The 25,995-nt window shown below is 57.5% G+C and carries 18 protein-coding genes and 1 tRNA gene; 10 read left to right on the top strand and 9 right to left on the bottom strand.

What is annotated here, in order from left to right; all coding sequences use genetic code 11:
- Positions 1–119 precede the first annotated feature (119 nt).
- The gene (locus tag VEH04_11240) at positions 120–1,235 is read left to right on the top strand and encodes a hypothetical protein (GenBank protein HYG23347.1); all 1,116 of its coding nucleotides are present in this window, start codon (positions 120–122) and stop codon (positions 1,233–1,235) included.
- A 103-nt stretch (positions 1,236–1,338) separates the two neighbouring features.
- Here the strand turns inward: VEH04_11240 and VEH04_11235 are convergent.
- The 3 genes from VEH04_11235 to VEH04_11225 all read right to left on the bottom strand — a co-directional run bounded on the left by VEH04_11235 (position 1,339) and on the right by VEH04_11225 (position 2,783).
- Positions 1,339–1,423 (bottom strand) — tRNA-Leu (locus VEH04_11235).
- 226 nt (positions 1,424–1,649) lie between these two features.
- Positions 1,650–2,282, bottom strand: a complete 633-nt coding sequence (locus VEH04_11230; GenBank protein ID HYG23346.1) for a PRC-barrel domain-containing protein — start codon at positions 2,280–2,282, stop codon at positions 1,650–1,652.
- Positions 2,283–2,438: 156 nt separating this feature from the next.
- Positions 2,439–2,783, bottom strand: coding sequence for a hypothetical protein (locus VEH04_11225; protein HYG23345.1), 345 nt, complete (start codon positions 2,781–2,783; stop codon positions 2,439–2,441).
- Between the two features lie 1,032 nt (positions 2,784–3,815).
- On the opposite strand from VEH04_11225, the gene VEH04_11220 reads away from it, so the two are divergent.
- Positions 3,816–4,853 (top strand): amidohydrolase family protein, encoded by a 1,038-nt coding sequence (locus VEH04_11220; GenBank protein HYG23344.1) that lies wholly within the window; start codon positions 3,816–3,818, stop codon positions 4,851–4,853.
- A 162-nt stretch (positions 4,854–5,015) separates the two neighbouring features.
- Positions 5,016–6,362, top strand: coding sequence for a threonine synthase (gene thrC, locus VEH04_11215; GenBank protein HYG23343.1), 1,347 nt, complete (start codon positions 5,016–5,018; stop codon positions 6,360–6,362).
- 96 nt (positions 6,363–6,458) lie between these two features.
- On the opposite strand, the gene VEH04_11210 is transcribed toward thrC, so the two are convergent.
- Entirely contained in the window at positions 6,459–7,373 is a 915-nt protein-coding gene (locus VEH04_11210; protein ID HYG23342.1) for an abortive infection system antitoxin AbiGi family protein, read from the bottom strand.
- 131 nt (positions 7,374–7,504) lie between these two features.
- Between VEH04_11210 and VEH04_11205 the strand changes: the two genes are divergently transcribed.
- A complete protein-coding gene (locus VEH04_11205; GenBank protein ID HYG23341.1) occupies positions 7,505–8,977 on the top strand; it encodes a hypothetical protein in 1,473 nt (490 codons plus the stop codon).
- 23 nt (positions 8,978–9,000) lie between these two features.
- Here VEH04_11205 and VEH04_11200 read toward each other — a convergent pair whose 3' ends face one another.
- The gene (locus VEH04_11200; GenBank protein ID HYG23340.1) at positions 9,001–10,158 is read right to left on the bottom strand and encodes a Gfo/Idh/MocA family oxidoreductase; all 1,158 of its coding nucleotides are present in this window, start codon (positions 10,156–10,158) and stop codon (positions 9,001–9,003) included.
- Between the two features lie 139 nt (positions 10,159–10,297).
- On the opposite strand from VEH04_11200, the gene VEH04_11195 reads away from it, so the two are divergent.
- Genes VEH04_11195 through VEH04_11185 form a run of 3 tightly spaced genes read left to right on the top strand, consistent with a single transcriptional unit; the run spans position 10,298 to position 14,085 of the window.
- Entirely contained in the window at positions 10,298–11,326 is a 1,029-nt protein-coding gene (locus VEH04_11195) for a hypothetical protein (protein ID HYG23339.1), read from the top strand.
- 13 nt (positions 11,327–11,339) lie between these two features.
- On the top strand, positions 11,340–12,785 hold the full coding sequence (locus VEH04_11190; protein ID HYG23338.1) for an O-antigen ligase family protein: 1,446 nt from the start codon (positions 11,340–11,342) through the stop codon (positions 12,783–12,785).
- Positions 12,786–12,789: 4 nt separating this feature from the next.
- Positions 12,790–14,085 carry a DUF6596 domain-containing protein gene (locus VEH04_11185; GenBank protein HYG23337.1) on the top strand — a complete coding sequence of 432 codons (1,296 nt, stop codon included), beginning with the start codon at positions 12,790–12,792 and terminating at the stop codon, positions 14,083–14,085.
- A gap of 25 nt (positions 14,086–14,110) precedes the next feature.
- On the opposite strand, the gene VEH04_11180 is transcribed toward VEH04_11185, so the two are convergent.
- A complete protein-coding gene (locus VEH04_11180) occupies positions 14,111–15,652 on the bottom strand; it encodes a putative Na+/H+ antiporter (GenBank protein ID HYG23336.1) in 1,542 nt (513 codons plus the stop codon).
- Between the two features lie 83 nt (positions 15,653–15,735).
- On the opposite strand from VEH04_11180, the gene VEH04_11175 reads away from it, so the two are divergent.
- Both VEH04_11175 and VEH04_11170 read left to right on the top strand, forming a co-directional pair.
- The gene (locus VEH04_11175) at positions 15,736–16,371 is read left to right on the top strand and encodes a hypothetical protein (GenBank protein ID HYG23335.1); all 636 of its coding nucleotides are present in this window, start codon (positions 15,736–15,738) and stop codon (positions 16,369–16,371) included.
- Positions 16,371–17,099, top strand: coding sequence for a uracil-DNA glycosylase family protein (locus VEH04_11170; protein HYG23334.1), 729 nt, complete (start codon positions 16,371–16,373; stop codon positions 17,097–17,099). Before VEH04_11175 ends, VEH04_11170 begins: the two co-directional genes overlap by 1 nt.
- Before the next feature lie 3 nt (positions 17,100–17,102).
- Here the strand turns inward: VEH04_11170 and VEH04_11165 are convergent, their stop codons facing one another.
- A complete protein-coding gene (locus VEH04_11165; GenBank protein HYG23333.1) occupies positions 17,103–17,672 on the bottom strand; it encodes a hypothetical protein in 570 nt (189 codons plus the stop codon).
- 165 nt (positions 17,673–17,837) lie between these two features.
- On the opposite strand from VEH04_11165, the gene VEH04_11160 reads away from it, so the two are divergent.
- A complete protein-coding gene (locus VEH04_11160; GenBank protein ID HYG23332.1) occupies positions 17,838–18,845 on the top strand; it encodes an aspartate-semialdehyde dehydrogenase in 1,008 nt (335 codons plus the stop codon).
- 95 nt (positions 18,846–18,940) lie between these two features.
- On the opposite strand, the gene VEH04_11155 is transcribed toward VEH04_11160, so the two are convergent.
- Both VEH04_11155 and VEH04_11150 read right to left on the bottom strand, forming a co-directional pair.
- A complete protein-coding gene (locus VEH04_11155) occupies positions 18,941–24,511 on the bottom strand; it encodes a hypothetical protein (GenBank protein ID HYG23331.1) in 5,571 nt (1,856 codons plus the stop codon).
- Positions 24,512–24,699: 188 nt separating this feature from the next.
- Positions 24,700–25,725: a zinc-binding dehydrogenase gene (locus tag VEH04_11150; protein HYG23330.1), complete on the bottom strand. Its 1,026-nt coding sequence runs from the start codon at positions 25,723–25,725 to the stop codon at positions 24,700–24,702.
- Between the last annotated feature and the right edge of the window lie 270 nt (positions 25,726–25,995).

Here is a 25,995-nt window from a genome sequence, read left to right as displayed (position 1 = left end):
TTTTTCGTCTCTTCGCTGTATTCCATGCGGCATACAGCTTCCCACTTTCTGCATTGAAGCTTCTCTTTCTTTGCTACAATCGGCTCTGTGCCTAGAAAACCCTACCGAAACTACAAACGATGAAAGTTTATCCCCACAAGAGTCATGGAAAACCCTGTTTTCGCGGCGTGTGTAACGTTGCTGGACGGCGGATTTACAAGATCTTCCATTCCCTAGAAGCAGCGGAAGCTTGGCTGTCAAAACAAAAGGCTCGAATCGAAACCGAAGGTGCCATCATCGCATCTTTGCCGAACCATGAGCGAATGCTGCTGGGTGCCTTTCTCTGCCGGTTGCACGCCGAGGGATTGACCATTGAAAAAGCAATGGAGAGGGTTTTCCGAAAGTCTGCTCAGTTTGAGGCGCCATCGCTTTCAGAAGGTGTGGAATTATTTCTATCGGACCTTGCCGAGCGGAGAATGGCGTCGCGGTACATCTCTCAAATTCGCTCCGTTCTCCAGCAATTCACGCTGCAGTTCCCCGAAAAGAAGGTTCATGAAGTTTCAGTCGATGACGTGCGTAGCTGGAGGGATGCCCCTGGATATTCCACATCGAGCCGCCGCAGTCGGTTGACGGATGTGAAAACATTCTTCCGGTTCGCGAAGAATGCTAAGTGGCGGGCCGACAACCCGAGCGAAGGGCTCAAATCCCCCAAAATCATCCGAAGTATGCCTGGCGTTTTGGACGTGGAGGACGCGAGGAGGCTTTTACTGGCCGCCAGTCAGCACGATCCGGGGCTGTGCGCGCCATTAGCCTTGGGCCTGTTCTGTGGAATTCGGCCCGCAGAGATTGGGCGACTGAACAGCAATCATGTCATGATCGAGGAAGGAATTACGGAGATTCCATACGATGTTGCGAAGGGAAACCTGAAACGTCGAATCGTAAACATTCCAGAGAACGCACGCGAGTGGCTCAGCATTCCAACCTCACTGCCCGTAAAAAACTGGGCGAAGCGCTTTACAAGCGTTCGGAAACTCTCCGATCTGTTGGTCGGTTGGCCACACGACGCCATGCGACACTCGGCTGCGACGTACTTGCTCGCTTTAAAGTGCGACGCAGCTCATGTGGCTGATCAATTGGGGCATACAGTGCAAGTTCTTCAGACCCACTACCGGGCAACCAGGACGCGGACGGGTAAAATAGTTTCCCAAAACCTAGCCCGAGAATACTTCGAAATTCGACCCACCTTAACCGCTTAAATAGCTATGAACTTTTTGGACTTGTTATGCGAAAGCGTTATGCGACTGGAAACCAAGGGGACGAAAAGAAAGCAAAATCGCGATTTTGTTGGGGATTTGAGGATGGTGCCCGCGACAGGACTTGAACCTGTACGATGTTACTCACTAGAACCTGAATCTAGCGCGTCTGCCAATTCCGCCACGCGGGCTTGTCTGATCGCAACCGGGAAGGGGTGCGCCGTGGACGGCGGTTACTATGCCGCAAGGTTTTCAAAGGGCAAGAGCAAACCCCATTCAGATCGCGGCCGATCCACTGTCTTCCCCGGTAACAGTTACTTTTGGAGCACGGCGCTGGGTGCCTCTGCGACGGCCCTCCACTTCACAAAAAAACGCAGAGGTCCCCAGAACCTCTGCGCTCCTCAGCGCTTCTTTGATTCAATCGTCCTGTAATTCCGCGTTTTCGTTCGTGCTGCTGTTTGCCGAACCGGATTCCAATTGAGCTCCTTCAGGCCCCTCGCTGCCTCCCATCGCAGACATTCCATTGGTTGCACTGTAAGCGGATCCGTGCTGCCCGTCGCCGTTGCTGGTGGCGCTGGGCCCCGATGTGAAGAACTGTTTTACAACGTGGGCAAACTGGGGATCGTTCAGATTTGAATAATCCTTCTGCAACGCCGGCGCGGAGTGGAGCTTTTGTGCGCTGACCTGCAGGTTGATCTCAGGTTCGTTGTCTTCGTTCTGCCCGACCTTTGCCTTGGTCCAGGGAACCGGGATGAGGTCCTTGTTAACGCCGAGCGCGCCGCCCTGCCCTATGACAACGAATTGAATTTTGCCGCTTGAGTTGTCAACGATCAGGTCCTCCGCCGCCCCGAACTCCTGGCCGTCCTGCGACTTTACCTTCGCTTTCAGCAACTCGCTTGCACGCGAGTTCTGAGATGCGGCCTGTGGCTGGGATGATGTTGACGACTCTGATTTCTTTGCTGCGGATTTTTCCTTCTCGGCGGCGCTCGTTCCAACAGTGCCAGCCGTTAAGATCGCAATCGTGACGATAGCTGATGTAAGGATTTTCATAGGCTTCAAGTCATTGTTTCCGACGTCACTGACGCCGGCATTCACGAACCCAGCGTCGAGCGCAGACGCGACTTCGACAAATGGGGTGTGGCTTCCTGAAGCGCGGTAGGCGAATACCTGCCGCGACAACGGGAGCGGCGAGTGAACTTCTGCAGCTTAACTGCCCTTGCGATATTGCTCGATCTGCTCGAGCGTCAATCGCGCTTGTGAATCCCCAGTGCGAGCCGCCTTCGTCATTCGCGAATACAACAGTTGAATTGCGCGCTGCACCAGCTGTTCCTGCTCAGGCGTGAGTGCTTCGCGGAGAACTCGATCGTAGGCTTCTGCAGCCGTCATCCAGTCATTGTTTCGATCCAATCGCACGGCTTCATCGACGGATTGCCTCAGCGAGGGCGGGGCCTCAGAGAAGCTTTCTTCCAGCGAATCCGGGCGCATGCAGCCGGCCACGACAACTAAGATCAACGTGCAGAAACCAAAATAGAAAAATCGTTTTAGACGCATACTTCACCAGCGCTTCACCGCGCAGCCGAGCTCCAACTCGAGCCTTTGCTCTCTTAGCAAAGCGAATGCCGGTGCCTCCAACCAACGCAACTTGCTGAATTTCTGACATTTCGGAAGAAAATCGAGGCATGCTTCCGTCCCCGCAATCCTGAACAACTTTCGAATGTCGAAAACCAAGACAATCGCGAGGCAGCCTATTTCATGAAAATTGCGCGCTCTATTTTGCGAACGCCCGAGCAATTCGTGAGCAGCCATTTGAAATCAGTGCCTTTCTTCACACGCGAACACGTTCATTCAAAAAGAAAAATGCCGGAATATTTCGTTGATGGGATGGCACTTGCGTTGATCAGCAAAAAAACCACTTGCAGAAAAATCGGATGCTCTGCTAGGAACGTGGTCGCCGAAAGGGAAGGTCCAAAGGGCCCCACCAAAGAGTTGCAATACGTCGGAAATACTCAGCGATTCAGGGAATATTTATGGAGTTGTTCAGGGAGCGTAAGGAGAAATCGGGCGTCACTGCGAATCAGGTCCAGGCTGTGACGAACAGCTGCTCAGGTCTCGATCGGGCGGCTCCGCGGCTTCCACGGAACGTTTTTTCGCTGAATGCATTTAGAATTTTCGTTGCACCACTACGAAAGGGGGGCTTCGTGAGGGGAAATGCTCGTTCGTCCGACACAGCGAACGACAGGGGACACGGAGCCAGGGGCTCGAGGTGAAAACGAACCCGGGCGCCCTCCGTCAGACGTTAGGGGATCAGAAGCATAACCACCTGCAGTCAGCTCTGATTCTGAACAGTTTGGCGTTGGGTGTCCCGGGATGAATTTCCGATTCCTTCGCGATTGCGAAGAGAATCCTGCCAATTGACGTTGCGGGGAATGCACCACGCTCGCGCCCAGGCGCGCTCGGTCAATCCCGGCTCGATGTTCTCCGCAGAATTTTCGATTCTGACCTCTCACCCAGACATCCTATAACTTCCGCGTGAAACAAAACCGTTGGACAAAGCGGAGGTTGGCGCTTGGACTGGCTGGAGTAATGATGATTAGCGCCTGGGCTTTCGCCCGTCCCTATCGTCCGGTTGAGCCGTTGCCCGCCGCGATTGTCGATATGCATTGCCACATTGCCGGAATCGGAGCGGGCGGCAGCGGCTGTTTCGTGTCGCCGCAATTGCGGAACAACTGGCGGTTCAAGGCGTATCTTCGAAGCTTCGGAACGTCTGAACACGAACTTCTCCAGAAGGGAGACCTGATCGTGGGTGATCGCCTCGCCGGGCTGTTGTCGGAAAGCCAGCATGTGAGTCATGCCGTGGTTCTCGCGCTGGATGGATGCGTCGGACGCGATGGGGTTCTCGATGCCGGCCGGACGGAAGTTTACGTCCCGAACACCTTTGTGCTTGAAGTCGTGAAGCGTCACACGAACCTGCTGTTTGGCGCTTCGATCCATCCTTATCGCACCAACGCGCTCGAAGAACTCGCGTGGGCAAAGAGCCAAGGTGCCGTGCTGGTGAAATGGCTGCCGTCGATCATGAATTTCGACCCCGCCGACCCGGCGTTGATTCCATTCTACCAGAAGCTCGTTGAACTCGAGCTCCCGCTGCTCACCCACACCGGAAACGAACGTTCCTTCTCCACGGCGCAGGAGGAATTTGGGGATCCCGCCCGTCTCGAACTGCCGCTGCAGCTGGGCGTGACGGTCATAGCCGCGCATATCGGCTCCACGGGTTATTTTCAAAAACAGAGGAGCACCGATCGTCTCGCGGCGCTCATGCTGCGCCACACGAATCTCCTTTCCGACATCTCATCGCTGACACAGATCAACAAGCGTCCCTGCATGAAGGAAGCGCTGCTGCGCAACGATTTCGAGGGCCGACTCCTCTATGGATCCGATTTCCCGCTGATAAACCCGCCGCTTGTCTCTGAGTGGATCTACCTGTTCCGGCTATCGCCGACCGCGCTGTGGAGAATCTCGCGCATCGACAATCCCTGGGATGCAGACGTGGAACTGAAGCGGCAACTCGGGACGCCGGGAGCAATCTTCGCGCGGCCGCGGCAAAAACTGGTCGTCAACCATTGACCCTGCTCCCAAGCGCAAACCTGGGTCTGTGCCGCCGTGCAGCGCGACTTTCGCAACCGCAATCCCTCCTGTACAATTCCGCGGCGCGGGACCCTTGAAAATCAGCGCCCAGCCAGCCATTCTACTCCGACTGGCGCGATCACCGGGCCGGAGAAAGCAACGATGTCCTATAACGCATGGTTCCAGTGTATCGATTCTGAGTGCGGGCAAACGTACCCGCTCAACACCGTCGTGTACCAATGCAGGCGCTGCAGTTCGCTGCTGGAAGTCCAACACGACACCGCCGCGTTAACGGACCGAAGCGCTGACCAATGGAAGAAACTGTTTGAGCAGCGCAACAAGGGAAACGAATGGCCGTATGGCTCAGGCATCTGGGGCAAAAAGGAATGGGTGCTGCCGCAGATTGCGAACGAAAACATTGTCTCTCTTTATGAAGGTGGCACCAACCTTTTCTGGGCGGAGCGATTCGGGAAGATTGTCGGCGTAAACGACCTCTGGATCAAACTGTGCGGCAACACACACAGCGGGTCGTTCAAGGATCTCGGGATGACGGTCCTCGTTTCCCAGGTTAAACAGATGATCTCGGAAGGCGCGCCCATCAAAGCCGTTGCCTGCGCTTCAACCGGCGACACCTCCGCCGCGCTCGCAACGTATTGCGCTGCGGCCGGCATTCAATCCATCGTGCTCCTGCCCCGCGGAAAAATTTCCCTCGCGCAGTTGATCCAGCCGGTCGCCAATGGCTCTCTTGTTCTTTACCTCGATACGGATTTCGACGGCTGCATGCGGCTGGTCCAGGAAATCACCAAGGACGAGACGTTGTACCTCGCGAACTCAATGAATTCGCTGCGAGTTGAAGGTCAGAAAACGGTTGGCATTGAGATCGTTCAACAGTTCGATTGGCAGGTCCCCGACGTGATGATCATTCCCGGCGGGAACCTCGGCAACGTCTCCGCCCTTGGCAAAGGTTTGCTCATGATGCGGGATCTCGGATTGATTTCGAAGCTGCCCCGCATCGTGGTCGCGCAGGCGGAACGCGCGAACCCGCTCTATCGATCCTATCTCAAGAACTTCGAAAGTTTTGAACCCATCCAGGCTGAAAAAACCCTCGCGAGCGCGATTCAAATTGGCAATCCAGTCAGCATTCAGAAAGCAATCCGCACCTTGAAGCAGTTCAACGGAGTCGTGGAACAGGCGACTGAAGACGAACTCGCGGACGCTGCGGCGCTGGCTGATCGCACGGGCATGTTCACGTGCCCGCACACAGGCGTCGCCCTCGCTGTCATGATCAAGCTGCTCAAGGCAGGCAAAATCGACAAAGCAGAAAAAGTCGTGGTCATTTCGACTGCGCACGGCCTGAAGTTCGTCGAGATGAAGGTGAAGTATCACCAGAAGGAAATGGATTTCCCGTGCCGATACGCCAATGAGCCAATCGAACTTCCCGCGCGATTGGACGCTGTAAAAGATGCGCTGAAGAAGGCGCTCGCCGATGGCAATCGCTTCAACGTGTAGAAATGGTGCAGGGCATATGGCGGCAGGAATTTGGATTTCTCATCGCCATCGGGTTTTGCACCCGTCGCAAAACACCCGCCAACAACGAAACGCAGTTTAATAAGTGCCTATGTCTGAGTGAGCGAGAACTGTCACGGGAGGCACGCGGCGGCCCTTCAATTCAGGATAATGCTTCCAGGGCGTGAACAAGCGGTCCGTAAACCAATCACGTTCCAGCAAGCGGCTTACGACCTTGTTGTCAGGCAGCACCAGCGTGAATAATTCTTCGCCCGGCAAATAGGGCAGGAAGAAATCCGGGATGCCCGGACCTTTGACAAAGCGGCGATTCGCTTCTGAATAGACAATCCGCCACTCGCGTTCTTCAACAAAGTGGAGAGGAGCTCCAAATTTGCGCCGATACGCCTGTTTATCCGCGCCGGGTTTCTTTTTTCGTCGAGTCCGCGGCCGGACCTCGGGAACGGACTTCACTTTCCGCCCTTCGCGTTCGGGCGGGCGCAAGCGGATCATTTTTGCAAAGTGCAGCAAGTAACGCAGGTCTTCGAGACCCGAGATCCCGCGCGCGCGCCACGCTCCGTCAGGTCCCGGTTCACCCAATGCATTCAAGAGCCGAAAGGCACTTCTCAAAAAATGGCCGCGTTCATTATGGCGGAAATAAGTCACAGATTGTCCGCCGCGCTCAATGACCCATCGCTTCGGAAAGCCAAGGCCAATGCGGCCATACTCGCTGGTGTGCGGCAGGCTTTCGCCGAGGGACCATTCGGTGAAGCACGCAATCGGAAGGTCGAGTCGAAATTGTTCATCGCGGAGCTGAAATTGTTCCGGAACGCGCGGTGTCTTGACCCAGATGCCACGTTTCAAGCTAGCCGCCACCTGCTCCAAGCAGGCCCGAACGAGATCATCCCGCAGCACCTTGCGACGTTTGTTGCGACGGTCCAGGCTCGCGCCCATCCAGTAAAACAACTGCTGGCGATGAATGTTCCCCGCTGGTTTTCTTTCCTTGCCTGTCCTCATGTGCGGCGACTCACCATCGTTTTCGGATTGCCATCCGAATTGCAAGGCTTGGATTTGGAACTTGGATTCACGCCGATTTCCGGCAATCTTGTCCCACCACTCAAGGCACGAACTCCGGACGGGATGTCATTATGGAACCTATTGTCCTCATTCACGGCTATAGCGCGGAAGGCAAAGACGGCGACGCCAACATACCCAACATCTACGGCACTCTGCCCAAATCTTTGAAACAGATTTACGGGCAGAAGGCAGTGGTCGAAATCAACCTCAGCCGTTACATCAGCCTCGAGGACGGCGTGACCATCGATGATATCTCGCGCGCATTGGATCGGGCGTTGCGAACTGATTTCCCCAAGCTGCTGCTCAACCGTTTCCATGTGATCATTCACAGCACGGGAGCGCTCGTAATTCGAAACTGGCTTCGAAAATTCAGCCGCAAGCCGTCGCCGCTCCAAAATCTCATCTACCTGGCCGGCGCTAATTTCGGAAGCGGGTGGGCTCACATCGGAAAAGGCCAGGTGGCAAAATGGGGTCGCTTCGTTTTCCAGCATGGGACCGAAAGGGGCGTTCGCGTGCTTCATGCGCTGGAACTCGGATCCGACTGGACGCTCGACATGCACCTGCACTTCCTGCGTTCCGGAAACGAATTGTCCAGCGATTACGGCGTCCACGAGGCCGTCATTTGCGGAAGCCAGGCTGACGTGAAGTGGTTCACGGTGCCCATTCGTTACGCGAAGGAAGATGGTTCCGATGGCGTGGTCCGCGTGTCCGCGAGCAACGTCAATTTCAATTATCTCCGCTTCGGCCCGACGCCGGCCGCATTGGAAACACGCTGGACCGACGCCGTGCGCCAGCAGGATCGACACCTCGCCCGCCAGGACAAACAAACTGAGTTTTACGAGCTGAAGGAATCGTCACTTCCGGGCAGCAACAACCGCCCCGTCGTTCCGTTCGCGATTCCCTTTCATTGCGCGCACAGCGGTGACGAGATGGGAATAGTGTCGGGATCGCAGCCGCGGACGCAGGTGTTGCGATTGATCCAGATGAGCCTCGAGGCGACGCCCACAACGTGGCCGCAGCTTGTGTCCGCGTTTGAGAAGGAAACCGAGGCCACCTACGATCGCGCCCTCAAGCAGCAACCCCCCGCCTGGTGGAAGAAGTGGCTGGATGACACGCGTGCACAATACGATCACCACGCACAGGTAATCTTCCGCGTGCGCGACCAGGATGGGCGGCCAGCCGGCAGCTTTGATGTCTATTTCGATTCCGCCCAGCAGGATTCCAAGGCGCGGCCGATTCAAACGCTTTTCGAAGACAAGCACCTGAACCAGGTGAGCGGAAACATCATCACGTTCTATTTGCGCACTGATGCCTATGTGGCGAATCGCCGAAAATGGGTCGCCATGGTACCCGAAGTCGAAATGTGCGCGCTGGAAGTGAGTGCCATCGAAACACAGACCGAGGAAATCCTCTACCTGCCGTTCCGCATGAAACTGAAAACCGAACAGTTGGTTCAGTGGATTCAGGGCCATCGCACGACGATCATTGATATCGAACTGCTGCGCCTGCCCTCTCCTAATGTGTTTAAGATGATCCGCGGGTAGCGTCTCGTTGCGGAATGCCGGTCCTAGTTTGTCGGCAGATCAACTCGCCGGCCTTCGCGAATCGAACGTCGCGCGGCATCGAGAATTTCCATAACGACGAGATTGTATTCCAAGGAAGACATCCCCGAGGGTTTTATCTCCCGGCGCGCGATTGCGGCCAGGTAGGAAACCGGGTCTGCTTCGGGCGCTGTAAGCGGCGGCACGTCCAGTTGCTTCTCCGGCGCCCCGCGCACACGGCCCCGCAACGTCGTGCTGTTCGGCAGCATCAGGTAACCGCGCGCACCATAGATCTCGAGGTCCTTGCGATCGTACGGCCAATTCCACGATGCCTGTATGATCCCCTGTGTTCCCGGATAGGTGAGGACAATCGTCGCCTCATCTTCGACCTTGGGGTATACGTCGGGCTTGAACTGTTGCGCTACTGCGAACACGGACGTGGGCCGCTTGCCCTCCAGCAGCCACGTCATCAGCACGGCGCCGTAACAGCCGAAATCGGTGAGCGCTCCTCCTCCGTTCAAAACAGGATCCGCAAGCCAGCTCACGAAGTCTTCCGTGCACCCGATTTCGGTGGGTCCCGGATGTCCATGATGTGCCACGATCTTGCGCAACGTTCCCAGTGCGCGATCCGTCACAGCCAGCTTGAATGCCGCCAGGTGAACGGGGTACCAGGTGGTCTCGTAGTTCACAATCACCTCAGCCTCGTGGCGCCCGGCGATTTCGGCGATTGCACGCGCGTGTTCGAAGTTGACCGCCAGCGGCTTCTCCACCATCACACTCCTGATCCCCCGGCCAACGCATTCTTCCACCACCCGCTTGTGGTCAAACGTGCTTGTAAACACCGCGACTGCGTCGACCCGCGACTTTCCCTGCATGGCTGCGACGCTGCTGAAGAATAGATTCGTGTCGAGCTGCAGGTTGCTGGCGTAAGCCTCGACCAATCCGCGATTCGTTTCCACGATTCCGGCAAGTTCCACGTCGGGGCGATTGCGCAGGCGCGGGATAAACCCGAAGCCATGATCGTGTGTGAGACCGATGATGCCCACCCGGACGGGCACTGTTTTGTCGGCCGCCAACGCCTGCGACAATCCTGCGGAGCAGAGGAGCGCGCCCGCCAGGAACAGCCGAAAGAAACCCGCACATGTCGATGCGATCACTCGCACAGAGGGAAAAACAAGGTGCATACGCGCAGACGATACCTGCCCCGATCCATCCCGCAAGCTTCGCGGCGGCACGGAGATGTTGGCCGCGCAGGCTCGGAGAGACACTCCGCTGCTGAATTCTATTGTCCGGATTCCCGCGCTTGGGCAAACATGAACGCGCATGGCGTTCAGAGATTTTCCAGACCATCAGCAGGGCGTGCAGCTGTTGCAGCGTTCACTGGAACGCGGACGCCTCGCGCATGGGTATCTATTTGTCGGAACGCAACTCGAGGAGATCGAGGCACTCGCGGAAACCCTTGCTCGCACCTTGAATTGCCTTGCGCCGGTTCGCGCCCGAAGCGGTGCCGCGATTGATTCCTGCGATCAATGCGTCAACTGCAAGAAAATCCAGAACGGCAACCACGCAGATGTGCATTGGGTGCGGCCTGAATCCAAGCTCCGCATCGTCGGCGTCGACCAGATGCGCGAACTGATGCAGGCGATTTACCTGAAACCAACGGAAGCCGAATACAAAGTTGCGATCATTGTCGCTGCCGATCGCTTGAACGTTCAGGCTGCCAACGCCTTCCTCAAGACGCTCGAAGAACCGCCTTCACGATCCATCCTCATCCTGCTCACAACGGAGCCGCAGCGGCTCCTCGAGACGATTATCTCCCGCTGCCTGCGGCTCAACTTTCTCGGGGACGGCTCGCGCCCGCTCGCAGAACCGCAACGCGCATGGCTTGCGCGTTTTTGCGAGATGGCGGCGGGCGAACAGAAGAGCCTGCTGGGCCGCTATCGCCTTATGGACGTCCTGTTGCAGAAACTGGTGGAAATGAAGGCGGCCATTGAAGAGGCGCAAACCGCACGATCGCCCCTGCAACGCCATCCTGATGCTGAAAAGAATTTGCGCGACCGATGGGAGGACGAATTGAACGCCGCGATTGAAGCGGAATATCGTCGCCAGCGAGCCGACCTCCTGGCAGTCGTGCAGCGCTGGTTGCGTGATATCTGGCTGCAAACCGCAGCACCCGGCGCGGAGTTGCTGGAATTTCCAGACCTTCAGCGTGGCAGCGCGATCGCGCGCCGGATCACCCCAGACCAGGCTCTCGAAAACTTGCATGTGATTGAATCGACTCAGCGCCTCCTGCACACAAACGTGCAAGAGGCACTGGCGCTGGAAGTCGGTTTGCTCAAGCTGCATCTCTGAGCTGCGCCCAGGAGTGAGGGCGCTGAATCCCCTGAAACCGCCAGTCAAAATTCAAAGTGTTCGAGCCTCGACCACACGGTTCGATGGACGTGACGCCTACGCACTGGCATTTGGGTTGTTTCTCGGATTGGCGCTGCTGAAATTTGGGAACCCGGTCATTCTGGATTCCAAAATTGCCCCGCCAGACACCCTGCTGGATTTGTGGTCTTACCCGTGGCCACCACGATGGAGCGCCATGTTTCTTCTGTTACTTTCTGCGCCCGCGTTGCTGCTGGGCTGGAGATCCGTGAAAGAATGGAAGCGCTGGCGCTTGCTGCTGCTGCTGCCCCTGCTGTGGTTCGGATGGCAATTCGTTGCGGCCATGTGGACCGTCGACCACGAGCTCACGTCGCTGACGCTGTGGCATTTTGCCGCTGTGCTGGCGTGTTACTTCGCAGGCGCATCCTGTTTTTTCAGCGAGCGCTCGTTGCAATGGATCCTTGCGGGTCTGCTCGCCGGATTTGTCTGGTGCACCATTCGCGCCGTCGAACAAAGGCTGGTGGAGTTCCCGGCCGAAAAACAGTTCCTCGTCGAAAGCCAGGCCATGGGGTGGACAAACCTTCCGCCCGAGATGATGGCTGAACTCCGCGAGCAGCAAATTATCGTCACCACGAATGGCGTCGCCATAGCAAATCCCACGATTGTGCAGAAATACGAACGCGGACGGGTATTCGGAACGCTCGTTTATCCGAACGCCCTTGCAGGCGCCGTATTGCTGCTATTGCCCGTGGGGTCCGCCCTCGTTGTCACTCAAACGCGGAAGTTCCGTCCAGCAACGAGGCTCGCAGCGATCTGGCTGCTCTTGTTCCTGGGAGGTGCCGCACTGTTTTGGACTGGGTCAAAGTCGGGTTGGCTGATTGCGATGGCCGCACTTGGCCTCACGCTGTTGCGGCTGCCTTGGGGAAAGCGGTTGAAATGGACAGTGTTGATCATCATGGCACTCATCGGTGTCGCAGCGTTTGCGGTTCGTTTCCAAAGTTATTTCGCATCCGGTGCAACGAGCGTGGGAGCGCGGTTCGATTATTGGCGCGCGGCGGTGCAGACGGCTGCCGCGCATCCCATTACAGGAACGGGACCCGGAACCTTCCAAAGACCGTACGAAAATATAAAAGCGCCCGAAGCGGAAATGGCGCGCCTGGCGCACAACGATTACCTGGAACAATTCTCTGATTCCGGATTTCCAGGCGGCATCCTGTTCGCAACGTGGATTCTGATCCTGATGATCCAGGTGTTGCGCAAACTCTGGAACGCGCCGCTTTTTCAATGGACGCTGTTTATTGGCGTGCTTGCCTGGCTTCTTCAGGGACTTAGCGAGTTCAGCCTCTACATTCCCGCCCTGGCGTATCCCGCGTTCCTGTTCGCCGGCTGGCTTGCGCGAACCATCGCAAAATCAGATAGTCATCAGGGTGAATCCGGCTGAAACAATGTCTGCCGAAACGTTCGATGTATCGCAAACGCTCGACCACCTGTTCCGACATGAATCCGGAAAGATGGTTGCGATTCTCACCCGCATCTTTGGCATCGAGCATTTGACCCTTGTTGAAGATGTCGTACAAGAAGCGCTCGCGCGCGCTGTCCAGACCTGGCCCTTCTATGGTGTTCCCAACAATCCTTCCGCCTGGATCCTGCGCGCCTCCCGAAACCTGGCGCTGGATGTTGTGCGACGACAAAAGGTTTTTCGCGACAAAGAGGCCGAAATCGTTCGCCTGATGGATCAGCCCGAACGGGCCACCAACGAGGTCTCATTCGCGGGAGACGAGTTCGCGGACGACACGCTGAAACTGATGTTTGTGTGCTGTCACCCGTCCCTGGCTGCGGAAGCCCAGATATCGCTTGCCTTGAACACGCTCTGCGGGTTCAGCGTAGCCGAAATTGGTCGTGCTTTTCTCACGTCGGAAGCGGCAATCGCGAAACGCCTCACGCGCGCCAAACAGAAAATCCGCGAAGCGAGATTGCGTTTTGAAATCCCCGAGGGACAGGAACTGCTCCAGCGCGTCGACGCTGTGCTGCAGTCGATCTACCTTCTATTCAACGAAGGTTACAAGGCCAGCAGCGGCGATGCGCTGGTGCGGGCCGACCTGTGTCACGAGGCCATCCGCCTGGGCGGATTATTGTCGAAGCATCCGGCAGGAGACACCCCGCGGACGCACGCCCTGCTCGCTTTGATGCTGCTGAACGCGGCACGGCTTCCCGCGCGCGTGCATGACGATGGAACCCTCCTTCGATTGCAGGAACAGGATCGGTCATTGTGGGATCAAGGCATGATCGCGCGCGGGATGTATCACTTCACCCGCTCCGCGTCTGGTCATGCGCTCAGCGAATTTCATCTGCAAGCGGGAATTGTCGCATGTCATTGCGCATCGAAGGATTATGACGCCACGGACTGGCCGCGAATTCTCGGGCTTTATGATGAACTTGTGGCAATGGCTCCAAGTCCTGTGATCTTCCTGAACCGCGCAATTGTGGTGGCCAATGTCCACGGGCCTGATGCGGGCCTTGCTGCCGTGGCAGCCATCAAGGCCGTGGAACCGCTCCAGGCATATCACCTTTATCACGCAGTCCTCGGCGAACTCGAATTGCGGCGCCAGCGCGCGGCGATTGCTGTTGGGCATTTTGAGCAGGCACACGCGCTCGCAACGATCCCGTCCGAACGCGAGTTCCTGGAGAAACGCCTGGCCGAATGCCGCAGGAATGCCGAGTCAAGGCACGCGCCTGCGTAGAGCAGATTCTCTCGCACGTTTCAAATCACCTGAACACAAGAAAGATGAACGCCAGCAGTGCGGTCGGTATTGCGGCGCCCGCGAAGAGTTTCGCTGCCGAAACCCCGTCCGGAAAATAGCGCGAGAGAATTGACTGGCCCGCTGGGTTGGGCGCATTGGCAATCACGGTCAAACCGCCGCCGATCACTGCCCCGGCGACGACGGCGTGTTTCAGCGAAATGCCGAAGTCGGGGACCTGCGATGCCAGGAAAGTAATGGCTGCGTTGTCATTGAAGGCCGTGAGCACCATGGCGCTGAGGAGCAAGGGAACTTCGCCCAACCGCGTGAGCACGGGTTGAATCCACCACCCCTGCAAACTTCCGTGAACCACGAGCCCTATGAGGAAAAAGCCCACGAGAAAAGCGGGACGAAGACGGAGCTCGGCTTGATGCGGTTCCGTGGCCTGCGTGAACGCGAGGAAAAAGAGCAATCCGCCAATAAACAACCCCGGATAGTGGCTGTGCACAACGGTCCACACGAGGAAGAGCAGATGCACGCAGGTGATCCAGCGCGGCACGGGAAGGTCCGAGCGGACGGAATCCGCCTGAAGTTTCGGTTGAGGAGCGATCGTCATGGTGTTCAACTCGCGCCGAAACCAGACAAAGTAGAGAAGGTTCGATGTTATGATTCCAAGCGCGGATTTCCAGCCAAAGTGCAGTAGCATGTAAGGCGTATCCCATCCCCATTTTCCTGCCACCATAAGGACGGGCGGCGCGGCAAAGTGAGTCAGTGTTCCGCCCACCGACACATTCACAAACAACAGGCCAAGCGTGGCGTACGCTAACATCGTGCTCGGTTTTCGATCGTAAAACTTCTCGCGCAGCAGCATCGCGGAGATCGTCATGGCAGCAGGCTCCGTGATGACGGACCCGAGAAGCGGGCCAACCGTCATGATCGAAAACCACCAGGCTCCCACCGACCCGCTGCCCAAAGCCGCCACCCCAGCCATGACCTTTTCTGCAAATTTCAGCACGGGGCGGCTTGCGGCGATGAGCATAATCACCACCACGAACATGGGTTCCGTGAAACTGAGGTGGTTGATGTAATCGCGCGCAATACCCCAGCCCTTGAACACCGCGGTCAGCACGAGCAGCGGCACAACCCAGATTCCGAAGATTGCCTCCACCTCGCCGAGAAAGTGACACATCTCGGCCTTGAAACTCACCTCCGCCCGGTTCCCATTCGGCAGTCGTTCGGGCAGTGGACGTCCTTCACCGCGTAATTTTTGCTGATGCTCCTCCGCGAACCGGTGCGCCAGATGGGAGAACCACGGCGCGAGAAAAGTGTGGATGATGGCGAACAGAAACAGAATCGTGGCAAGGAGGTTGAAGGGTTCCTTGCTCACGCGTGAAGTCAGTTCGGCCCAAAGCGATGCGCCTTCGATGGAGTCGTAACTGTTGAGCGGGCGCGGAAAGGTCACATTCCCGGGCGGCTCTGCGCCAAAGCCCTGCGTCTCGGCCCAGCAAACGGCAAGGAACAACAGGCTGAGCCAGGCCCATTTCTGCTTCAGGAATTTCACGGCGGGCATTCTGCCAAAGCGATTTCCCTTTGCCAGAGCAAAGCCGCCACAAAAACCTTTGCAATCGCCTAGCGTCCGGGCAAGTTGAAGCCATGATTCCGGACGAACAGCCCCACGCTGCGCCAGAACAGTCTGATTCGACGAATGCGGCCCGGACTGGCACGGCGCGCCGGCGTTCACGCCGCGGGGGGCGCCGTCATTCGCGACGCCGCGCGCCGCGCGCTGGCGACGCCGGGGAAGAACGCCCGCCTGATGCAGCAGCAACCGCCGCCGCAGACGAAGCGGCCGGGGATCCAGCCGTTGCAGCCACAGCCGATGCGGACACGGCCTCGATTGAGGCTGTTGCACCGGCAGAAGCGCCCGAGGAAGAACGGGAGCGCGAATCGACGGACCACCCGGAGCACGACGCAGTTGCCGAGGAGACCCGGCCTGCACGTCCTTCCTCAGCTCGAGAAGACCGGCGCGATTACGAACGACCGGCCCGCCGCGCGGAACCACCCCAGCCGGTTGCTGAATTTAAAACTCCCGCCATCACGGATGCCATTGATCAGGTCACGCGGATTATTGACGAGTTAAAGCAGGCATTGAACGAGATGGAGGAAGTCCTCGAGACATTGGAACTGGCAGAGCGGCAGAAGATCGATGACGAGCGGGAAATAGAGTCACTCCAACGCATGTTGCGTCAGCTGCGCCAGCATCAACAGGGTGGCGGGCATCATCGGCGGTAATGTCCGACGCGGTCTGTCGAGATCTCCTTGAGGCGGCTGACAACCTGCGGCATGCGGTTGATCAGCTGAAGTTCGCCCCGCCTGTTTCACACGTTTACAATCCCCTGCAATATGCGGGAGCGGCTTACGAGGTCTACCTGCGCCGTTTCGGCAACACACGCAAACGGGTTCTCTTTCTGGGCATGAACCCCGGGCCGTTCGGGATGATGCAGGTGGGCATTCCGTTTGGCGAAGTGCAAGCCGTTGCGGGATGGCTCGGAATACGTGCCGAAATTTCCCGGCCTGCGAGTGAACACCCCAAGCGCCCGATCCAGGGGTTTTCATGCACACGCTCAGAAGTCAGTGGCGAACGGCTCTGGGGACTGTTCGCGAGGCGCTTTTCCTCCGCGAACGACTTCTTCCGGGAACATCTCGTGGTGAATTACTGTCCGCTTGTTTTCCTCGAAGAAACGGGACGCAACCGCACTCCCGACAAACTTCCCGTTGCTGAACGGCAAGCGCTCTACGTGGCATGCGACCTTCATTTGAAACAAGTTGTGAAGGCAGTTCAGCCCGAATGGATCATCGGAGTTGGCGACTTCGCCGCACGCAGGGCTGAGGAGGTTTGCGGAAGCGCGAACTGCCGCATCGGAAAAATTCTTCATCCCAGTCCCGCGAGCCCGGCCGCGAATCGCGATTGGGCTGGCCAGGCAACGGCGCAAATGATTGCCATGCAGGTTTGGAAATGACCGTTACTTCACGAGCAATCCGCCTTCGTCCACGACAATCGGAGGATGCGCGGTTTGGTCCTTGAACCGCACTTCATACGAAACCCTGCCACCCACCGTGAGTTGTTGAACGTAGGCGACTTCGGCCGCAGGAGCTGATTCCTGGATCGTGGTGACGACCTTGGCAGGCAATTCCGTGAGTTTAAGGCCGCTGGTCCCCTTCCCGCTCACCACGCCAAAGTCTTCGTTCCCGGCCCCCACGGCAACGCCAAACGCTTGGGGATAGAGCACGCTTCCATCAGGCGCTACATAGAGCGGCGGATAAATACCCTCCTCTTCGAACGTGATCTTGTAGGCCATACGACCGAATTCATCGGTTCGCTCGATGTCTCGCATTTGCGCGCCACCCACCTGAGCACGAACGGACGCCTGCACGGCGGGCGGGAGTGAGCTGAACTTTTGGCCCGGGGAGGATAACGGAGCCTTGTATGGATACGCCTCCTGGATGTAAACGGGATCGCTGGCGCATCCAGCGGCTCCGATGGCGAATGCCATCGAGGCAGCGTTCAAGGCAGATCGAATTCGCGCTTTCATGGCTGCAGGAACGTAATTGCGGTTCCTTTGCTTCGCACATGGGGTCAGATGCCCGAACTCACGTTTTTTGTAGGAGCTCACCCACTTCAATTTCGGTTCACCCGCCAAGCACTGCGGCTTCATTGACACCGAGGCGGCAGCCGCTAACATACCCGACCATTTTGTATGAATAAGAAACCGCATGTGGCAGTCGTCGGCGCCACGGGAGCCGTCGGCGTTGAAATGATCAAAACGTTGGAAAAGCGCAACTTTCCCGTCGGCAGGCTGACGCTTCTCGCGTCCGCTCGCTCTGCCGGGAAGAAGCTGCCGTTTCGCGGTGAGGAAATCACGATCGAGGAACTGACCCAGGATTCCTTCGCGGGAATCGATATCGCTCTGTTCAGCGCAGGCGGCAGCATCTCCAAGGAATTCGCACCTATTGCAGCGAAAGCCGGCTGTGTGGTCGTCGACAATTCCAGCGCCTTCCGCCAGGACGACAGCGTTCCCTTGGTTGTTCCCGAAATCAACGCTGACGATGTCACGAAACACAAGGGGATCATCGCCAATCCAAATTGCACGACGGCCATTACATTGATGGCGCTGTACCCGCTCCATCGTGCTTTCGGTGTGAAGCGCATTTTCGCGTCAAGCTACCAGGCGGTTTCGGGGACTGGAGCGCAGGCAATCGAAGAACTGCGGCGCCAGGTCGGTGAAGTGGTTGGAAATCAACCCGTCACCAAGCAGGTTTATCCGCATCAGATCGCGTTTAATGTGCTTCCCCATGTCGATTCCTTTCTTCCCACCGGTTATACGAAGGAGGAAATGAAGATGGAGAACGAAGGCCGGAAGATCATGCATCACCCGAATTTCCGCGCGAGCGTCACGTGCGTCCGTGTCCCGGTCTATCGCTCGCATTCAATCGCGGTCACCGCGGAATTCGACAAGCCTGTCACCGTTGAAGCTGCTCGCGACGTCCTGAGGCAGGCGCCAGGATTGGATCTGGTCGACGAGCCGGAAAACAAGCGGTATCCGATGCCGCTGTTCACTTCCGAGAAATACAATTGCGAAGCCGGACGCATTCGCAAGGATTGCGCACTCGATAACGGCCTCTGCTTCTGGGTTAGCGGCGATCAACTCCTGAAAGGTGCAGCGCTCAACGCAGTGCAGATCGCAGAAGAACTGATCAAGTTATAATCAGTTCTCTGCGTCGCAGCGCATTCAGGTCGGAGGAACGTTCCTTGGCGCCTTCGTTGATTAGCGAAGGCGCCTGAACGACGCCACCCTGTGCGTTACGGGATCTCAAGTTGAATTCTCAGGAACTGGGCAGCGTGCGTTGCAGAATTCACCGTCGATCGTACCGTGACGCGTTCAGTTCCATTTCCGAGGTCCACCACCGACTCAATCACCGTTCCCAGCGAGTTCGAGAAGTTTAGGTCAGATGACGCCTGCGGCAGCATCGTTACCCCGCCAGCATTCTTGCTGCGAACGAACGTGATGGCTGGATAATTCTGCCCGCCGACGTTCACGCTCGTGCCAGAAGGCATCGCACCCGAGGCTGCGCTCGTGGGATTGGACCCGAAGTAGAATTCAAACGCGTTCTTGATTCCGTCGCCATCCGCGTCGTCTTCGGGATCGGATTGGCCGGGAGGGAAGCTATAGTTGCTCGCCCAGCCCGAGAACGATTCCCCGCCGGCGGAGGTCATCGCGTAGATCGCCTGTCGTCCGTTGACGAAACCGACGTAGAACGCCACATCCGTTCCTTCGGCATCCCCGACGAACACATAGCTGATATTCTGCCCATCCAGTGAATCAAAGGAATCGATGACCTTGACAATGCTGGATCCATTCCAGAAGAAGATGCCTGTATAGCCAGCACCGTCGTTGGCCGTGAAGAAATTTCCAGCCGCTGTGCCAATCTGCGCAGGATACGCAATTGAATCGAACGCCATTCCGCGGCCGGGAATCGTGTCGCCCGGTTTGGCGATCAATTCCGTCGCGCCATTCTGGTCACGATAGAACAAAGCCGTGTTGAAGCCCAAATCATGTCCGACAAAGTACACGCGGCCGGCGTGTACGCTCGCGGGGCTGATGAATCCATCAAACACTTGGCCGTTCGCAGGATTGATGGTGAGCGTGTCCGCAATGTTCGTGAGCACAAGCTGCCGTGTAACCGTGAAAATCCCATTATCGTCGTCTTCGTTCCAAGCCCACCACGCAACCTTCTGGCCATCGAAGGCAACCTGGCTGCTCGATCCTACGAAATGGCCGCCCAGTCCGGGCAGCACAGTGTTGGTATCGGCCAGCTTGGTGAGGACGCCATTCGACGACACAAACAGGCCGCGATAGTCGAGTTTGCTGTCATCGTTCCACTCGCTGAAACCGAAGAAGGCGAATTGATTTCCCGCGACGGCCGGCCAGCCAAAGCGGTCGAAGGTTTCCGAGCGTCCAGGGATCACCGTATCGCGATCATGAATCTTGATCACGCTGCCGTTCGTCCAGGCGTAAATGCCGTGTTCGTCACCCGAGCCGAATGCAGCGAATACCACCCTCCCTGCGGAGAGGAACGTTGACCCGTAGAAATTGGTGAATCGCGAACTGGTGCCCGGAACGAGCGTGTTTGTGCCGACAATGGTGTTCAGCACGTTGTTGCTCCAATGATGCACACCTGTTGCGAACGTTCCATTGCCGCCGTTGCCCGCGAACCAGACGTGTCCGCTGCGGATGAATACGTCGCGAAAACTGTGGAAGCGTACCGGGCTCATCCCGGGCACAATCGTCAGGGAGTCTGCAACCTTCGCAAATTGCTTGTTCGCAAAACTGGGGGGCTGCGGTGCAATGACAGTCACGGCGGAAACGGCGCTTGTTGCAGAACCATAGTTGTTCGTGACCACGACGTAATAACTCCCTGAGTCATTGGTCGTAAGCGGTGAAAGCGACAGCGCGCTCGCGGTTTGCCACTGCGACACAGGCGTGCCCTCGCCGCGGAACCAGCGGAAGTACATCACGGGGGTTCCATCCACGCCGACCGGAATCTGCAACGCCGCAGCGGTGCTGGCCAGGCGGCTTGCCGGCGGATGATTCGTGATCGTCGGCGGTCTGGGCGGCAATATCGTCAGCACAATCGGCGCGCTGGTGACCGAGTTGATGAAGTTGCTGAGCACAAGCTGGTATGTCCCGCCGTTGCTTGCCTGGACTGACGGAAGAAACACGGAAGCATTGAACAACTGCGGTTGCAGTTGACCATCCTTGTACCAGCGGATGTCAGGGTTCGGTTGCGCTTCATACTGGACGAAGAAAGAAACCTGGGAATTGAGCTCGGAAGTGATCGCCGTTGCGCTGATGTTCGTGATCGCAATTGGATACTGAACGGTAACCGCGGCAAGCGACGACGTCGCCGTACCCCAAACGTTGCTGGCCACCACGAAGTAATTGTATTGGCCATCGGATCGCGCAAGCGGGTTGAAGCCGAGTGTTGCACCCGTGCCCACGAAGTTTGTAACTGCCACCGCCGCCGAACCAAAACTTCGGCGATACCAGTAGAAGTCGATCGGAGCCGTGCCGCTCGCTGCAGCGCTCAGGTTTGTCGCAATGCCTTGCACGGCGGTGATGCTGGCAAGCTGTGCCAGGAACGGATTCCGAATGGTCACCGTCCGGGTGAGGCTGGTCACCGAGCCGACGAAGTTTTGGATGACAACATAATAAGAGCCCGAGTTCGTCGGAAGGGCGTTCGTGATGGTAAACGCATTAACGAGGAGATTCGTTGTTTGCGCGCGAACGAGCGTGTTGTTGTGATACCACGAAAACGTCAGCGGGGTGGTGCTCGCAGCATTGGCCGTAACCGAAAGCGTAACATTGCCTTCGCCGTTCAAAGTCTGGTTCGCCGAGATGGCTTGCACGACAGGAAGGTTGCCCGTTTGCACCGACGAGATCGAACTGGTCGCGCGGCCGTATGCGTTTGTAACGATCACGTACCAGTTTCCTGTGATTGAAGCGTTCAGGTTCGAGAGAACGAGCGGATTGTTCGTAAGTCCGAATTGTGATCCGCTGTTGCGATACCATTGAAAGCCGAACGGCGCGGTGCCCGTGATATCAACCTGCAAAGCCACCGTGCCGCCGTTCGTGCTCCCCGAAAATGCGGGAAGATCCTGCACAATCGATGGGGCCGTTGCAGTTGAAACGGTCGCAACAAGGCTTGTCACGCTGCCGAAGCTGTTGCTTGCGACGAGTTGATAATCGCCAAGTTGGAGTGCGGAAAAATTCGTCAGGGTGAGAGTGGACGATACCGCGCCGTCCAGAACCGCGCCATCCTTTAGCCACGAGAACGCAAGGGGTTGCGCACCCGCCGCCGTGCCGAACAGCGTGACGTCGGATCCAAAGAGGGCAAACAGCGAGCGCGGATGTGAAATGATCTGGGGTGCTTGTGGCGGAACGTTCGTCTCCGTTGCGTAAATCTTCACCACGCCTTTTACCGGCAGCCCGAAATACCTGCTGAATGTTCCCGCGGCATACAGGTCGCCGCTCGGAGAAAGAGCCATGCTTTGGGGTGCGATGTCAAAGGTCCCGCCGACGAAGGATGGATCGCGAGACGCGTCAATTCCAAGCCGCATCAACGGGTATTCAAACGCGGCGCTGTAATAGGAGGAAAGGATGAGCTTGCCATCCTGTTGGACGACCAATCCGTCGGGATTGCTGATGTTGGTGTCGGCAACATTTACGAGCGAACCGTTTGGCGCCAATCGGACGACTGAAGTCACTGGGCCGTTGCTGTAAGTGCTGAACGTGCCGCCGGCCCATATCATCCCGCCGGGCTGAATCTCGATCTCAGAGATTGTGCTATTCAGCCCGTGATTGAACGCCGTATTTGCGGCGCCCGCACTATCCAGGAGCGTCAGGTACTTGCGGCTTGCGACTCCGTTGACGGATCCGAAACTCCCGCCCACGAGCACCTGATTGTCGGGAAGCACCGCGATGTCGTTTACCGACCCTGCGACGCCTGTTCCAACAGGCCAGGTCGTGTCCAACGCCCCGTTGCTTTCGAGCCGGGCAACGCCGAGCCGCGTCTGGCCATTGATGCTGCTGAAGCTGCCCGCGATCAGGATTTTTCCATCGGGTTGAACTTCGACGCGCCAAATATTAGCCCCGTTATTAAATGCATTTGTAGCGAACGAGGAATCATGCGATCCGTCAGGATTGACGCGAGTCACATTGGTCTGGCTGATTCCATTATAGTTGTTGAACTCGCCCGCAAGCAGCACTTGTCCATTGGATTGCACGGCGATAGCGCCCACCCTTCCACCCGCCTCGATTCCAGGTGCAGGCGCGAAGGTTAAATCGGCGGAGCCGTCGGCATTCAGGCGCGCGATGCCGTGTCTGCGAACGCCATTGGTATACGTGAATTCATTGGGAATTGCGTCAGCGTTCACATGCGTGAAATTTCCTCCCACCATGATTTGCCCGTTGGTCAACGCCGCCACCGCGAAGACCGTGGCGTTATACAGCTGCTCAGTGCCGAAATTGTCACTTGCGAAGAATCCCGGATTGAAATCCAGGTTGGGCGAGCCCGCAGAGCGCGGAATCACTGCCAATTTAACTGCGCTGCTTACAGTCGCACCCCCTGCGTTGCTGGCGATCAGGCTATAATTTCCCGATTGATTGGTTTGCACATTCGGCAGGCTCAAAACTGCACTCGTCTCCCCGGGCAGGGCCTGGCCATCCTTGAACCACTGCATCGAAATCGAGCCTTCGCCCGAAACCAGCGGACTGAGGACGATGTTGGTTCCGGGATGAACACCATAGTTTTCGGGCAACCCGCTGATTGCAGGTGCGAAGAACGGCACTCCGTCGATCAGGCTCGCCCGGAACAATCCAGACGGGAACGATCCTCCAACGCCAAGAAACAACGTGTTAGAAATGACGCACATGCTCGCAGGATCCGCGTTCGCTGCGGGCCTCTGAATTTCCATCCAGTTGCCACCACCATCGATTGTCTGGAAAATCTTTGCGTCAGGCAGGAACTCGGGCGTGAATAATTGGGCCGATGCAAACACGGCAGCACTGCTGGCGGCAAGATCTCGATACGAACCAGGAGCGCTCGGCAATCCGTTTCCGGCGCTCACCACATTCGTCACGCCGTCCAGGACCGCCAGCACGCGGCGTCCAGCATCTCCGTAAGCGAAGAAGGTTTTTCCGCCCTGCCACGCCATGCGCAGCCCGCCTGTTGCGTTGCCGTCACCCGAGGCTCGAACCCAATTTGTGCCGGGCCCGCTGAGCAGATAAACCCCCGTCGTGGCCGCAACGACTGCACGCCCATCTCGAGCGCCAAGCGACCTGACACTGCCGTTATTGAAACTTCCCGGTCCCGATGAAACCGCCGTCCAATTTGTGCCGCCATCACTGGAGCGCCAGACCACGCCGTTGCCGTTCTTCGCGGCGAACAAATTCGTGCCGTCGGTTGCCAGCAGATCGAGACTCGTGTTATTGGGGATTCCAACTGCGCCCTGCCAGTTCGTACCGTAGTTGGACGATCGCAACACTGCATTCGCGCCGCTGCTCTGGCTGTTGCGTGCGACGTAGATCGTGTTGCCCACGACAAGCACAGCTGTCGGAATCTGACCCGAGCCCGAAAGATTCGCAGGCGCCTTGAACCAGCTGGCGCCGGCGTTGGTAGAGATGTGCACACCGGTCGGTGTGCCGTCCGACACAATCAAAGCGGCCAGGGAGCCGTCTGCGTGGATCCGCGCGACGTAGGGATTCGACGGGAGTCCATTGGTCACGCGTTGCCAGGCGTGCGCCTGTGCCACGCCAACCAACGTCAGAAATAAGAATAGAAATCGGGCAGCAGGGTTCCTTGTCAGATTCATAAGAGTTTCAGTTCGGCGAAAACAGGGAACAGCTTAAGCATTCCTGAAATGCCGAATCAAACTTTGTGAGTTCGCGAGTAATTGGGAGCAGCGGCTCCGTAGAAAAGCGGAAGCGAGAATGATTGAGAATGGTTCCTCGAGGGGACAAAAAGGACCAGCCACGTCAACTTGTGTGTCATCAGTCTTCGCTACGGCTTGATCACCAGCTTGCCCCGCACCTTGCGCGCGCGCAGCCGGGCAAACGCGTCGGGCACTTTTTGCAGCGGGTAAACTTCATCAATGACAGCGCTCAACTTTCCTGCGGATGCCCATTCCAGTGTCGTTTGCATGTCGGAACGATTGCGCCCGTAGCTTCCAATGAGTCGATGCTGCTTGACGAAGAAAGGCCAGAGATTGAACTCGACGTTGCGACCCGCGGTTGCGCCGCAGGTCACGATGGTTCCACCACGAGCGAGGCATTCAAAGCACTTCAGAAGGACATCACCACCGACGTGTTCGAGCACAGTATCGACGCCCCGCTTCTGCGTGATCTGCCGAACTTCCCTGGGCCAGTCAGAGTTGGTGTCGAGGACGAAGTCCGCCCCGAGTTCCTGTGCCCGCTGCCGCTTCTCCTCCGTTGAACCGGTGGTGATCACCCTTGCGCCGAGTTGTTTCGCGATCTGGATTCCAGCGGACCCGACGCCGCTCGCACCGCCCATGACCAAAATCCAATCTCCCGCCTTCACCTCCGTGCGGTTGGTGAGCATGTGCATCGCAGTGCTCCCTGCCAGCGTGAGCGCGGCAGAAGTTTCGAAACTGACGTTGTCGGGCAACTTGACCAGCACGCGCGCGGGCGCGAGCAGTTTCTCAGCAAATCCTCCGTCGCGAGTGACACCCAGCAATTCGCCTTTGATGCAAATCGATTCGTCACCACGTTTGCAAAATTCGCACTCACCGCAGAACACGTTCGATTGAACGGCGACGCGATCGCCCACCTTCCAATCGCGCACTCTCGTTCCGACGGCGGCGACCATTCCCGAGGCTTCACCACCCGGCGTGCGTGGCATCGGCACCTGGATGGGCAACCCCGCGCTCTCGAGCCAAAGGTCAAGATGGTTGAGGCCGCACGCTTTAACATCAACGACAACCTCATCGGATGCGGGTTGTGGTTCAGGCAAATCGCGAATCTCGAATTTTCCGGGAATTCCCTGCTCCACCAGTTGAATCGCTTTCACCCCGCGACGTTAACGCAACGGAGCCTCGTCGCAAGGGCGCATTGCCCTAGCAAAGTTCCACCTTGAAACTTCGCCGCCCTCGGCTAGAGTGCGTCCGCTCTCATGAATCATAACACCGTAACCGCCATTAAGAATTGCCTGCCGAAGCGCTCGGCGGCGATGCGTGTTGCATGGCTGCGCGCAGCCTGCACTGGCGATGGAAGGTTGGATTCGTAGAAGCTGAGATTTCCGAAACAACCCATCGCCTCCCGGCGATGGGTTTTTGTTTTT

It is taken from the genome of Verrucomicrobiia bacterium, assembly GCA_035629175.1.
Taxonomy (GTDB): Bacteria; Verrucomicrobiota; Verrucomicrobiia; order Limisphaerales; family DASXHY01; genus DASXHY01.
Note: the sequence above shows the minus strand (reverse complement) of the source record. Positions and strands in the feature narration are given on the sequence as shown.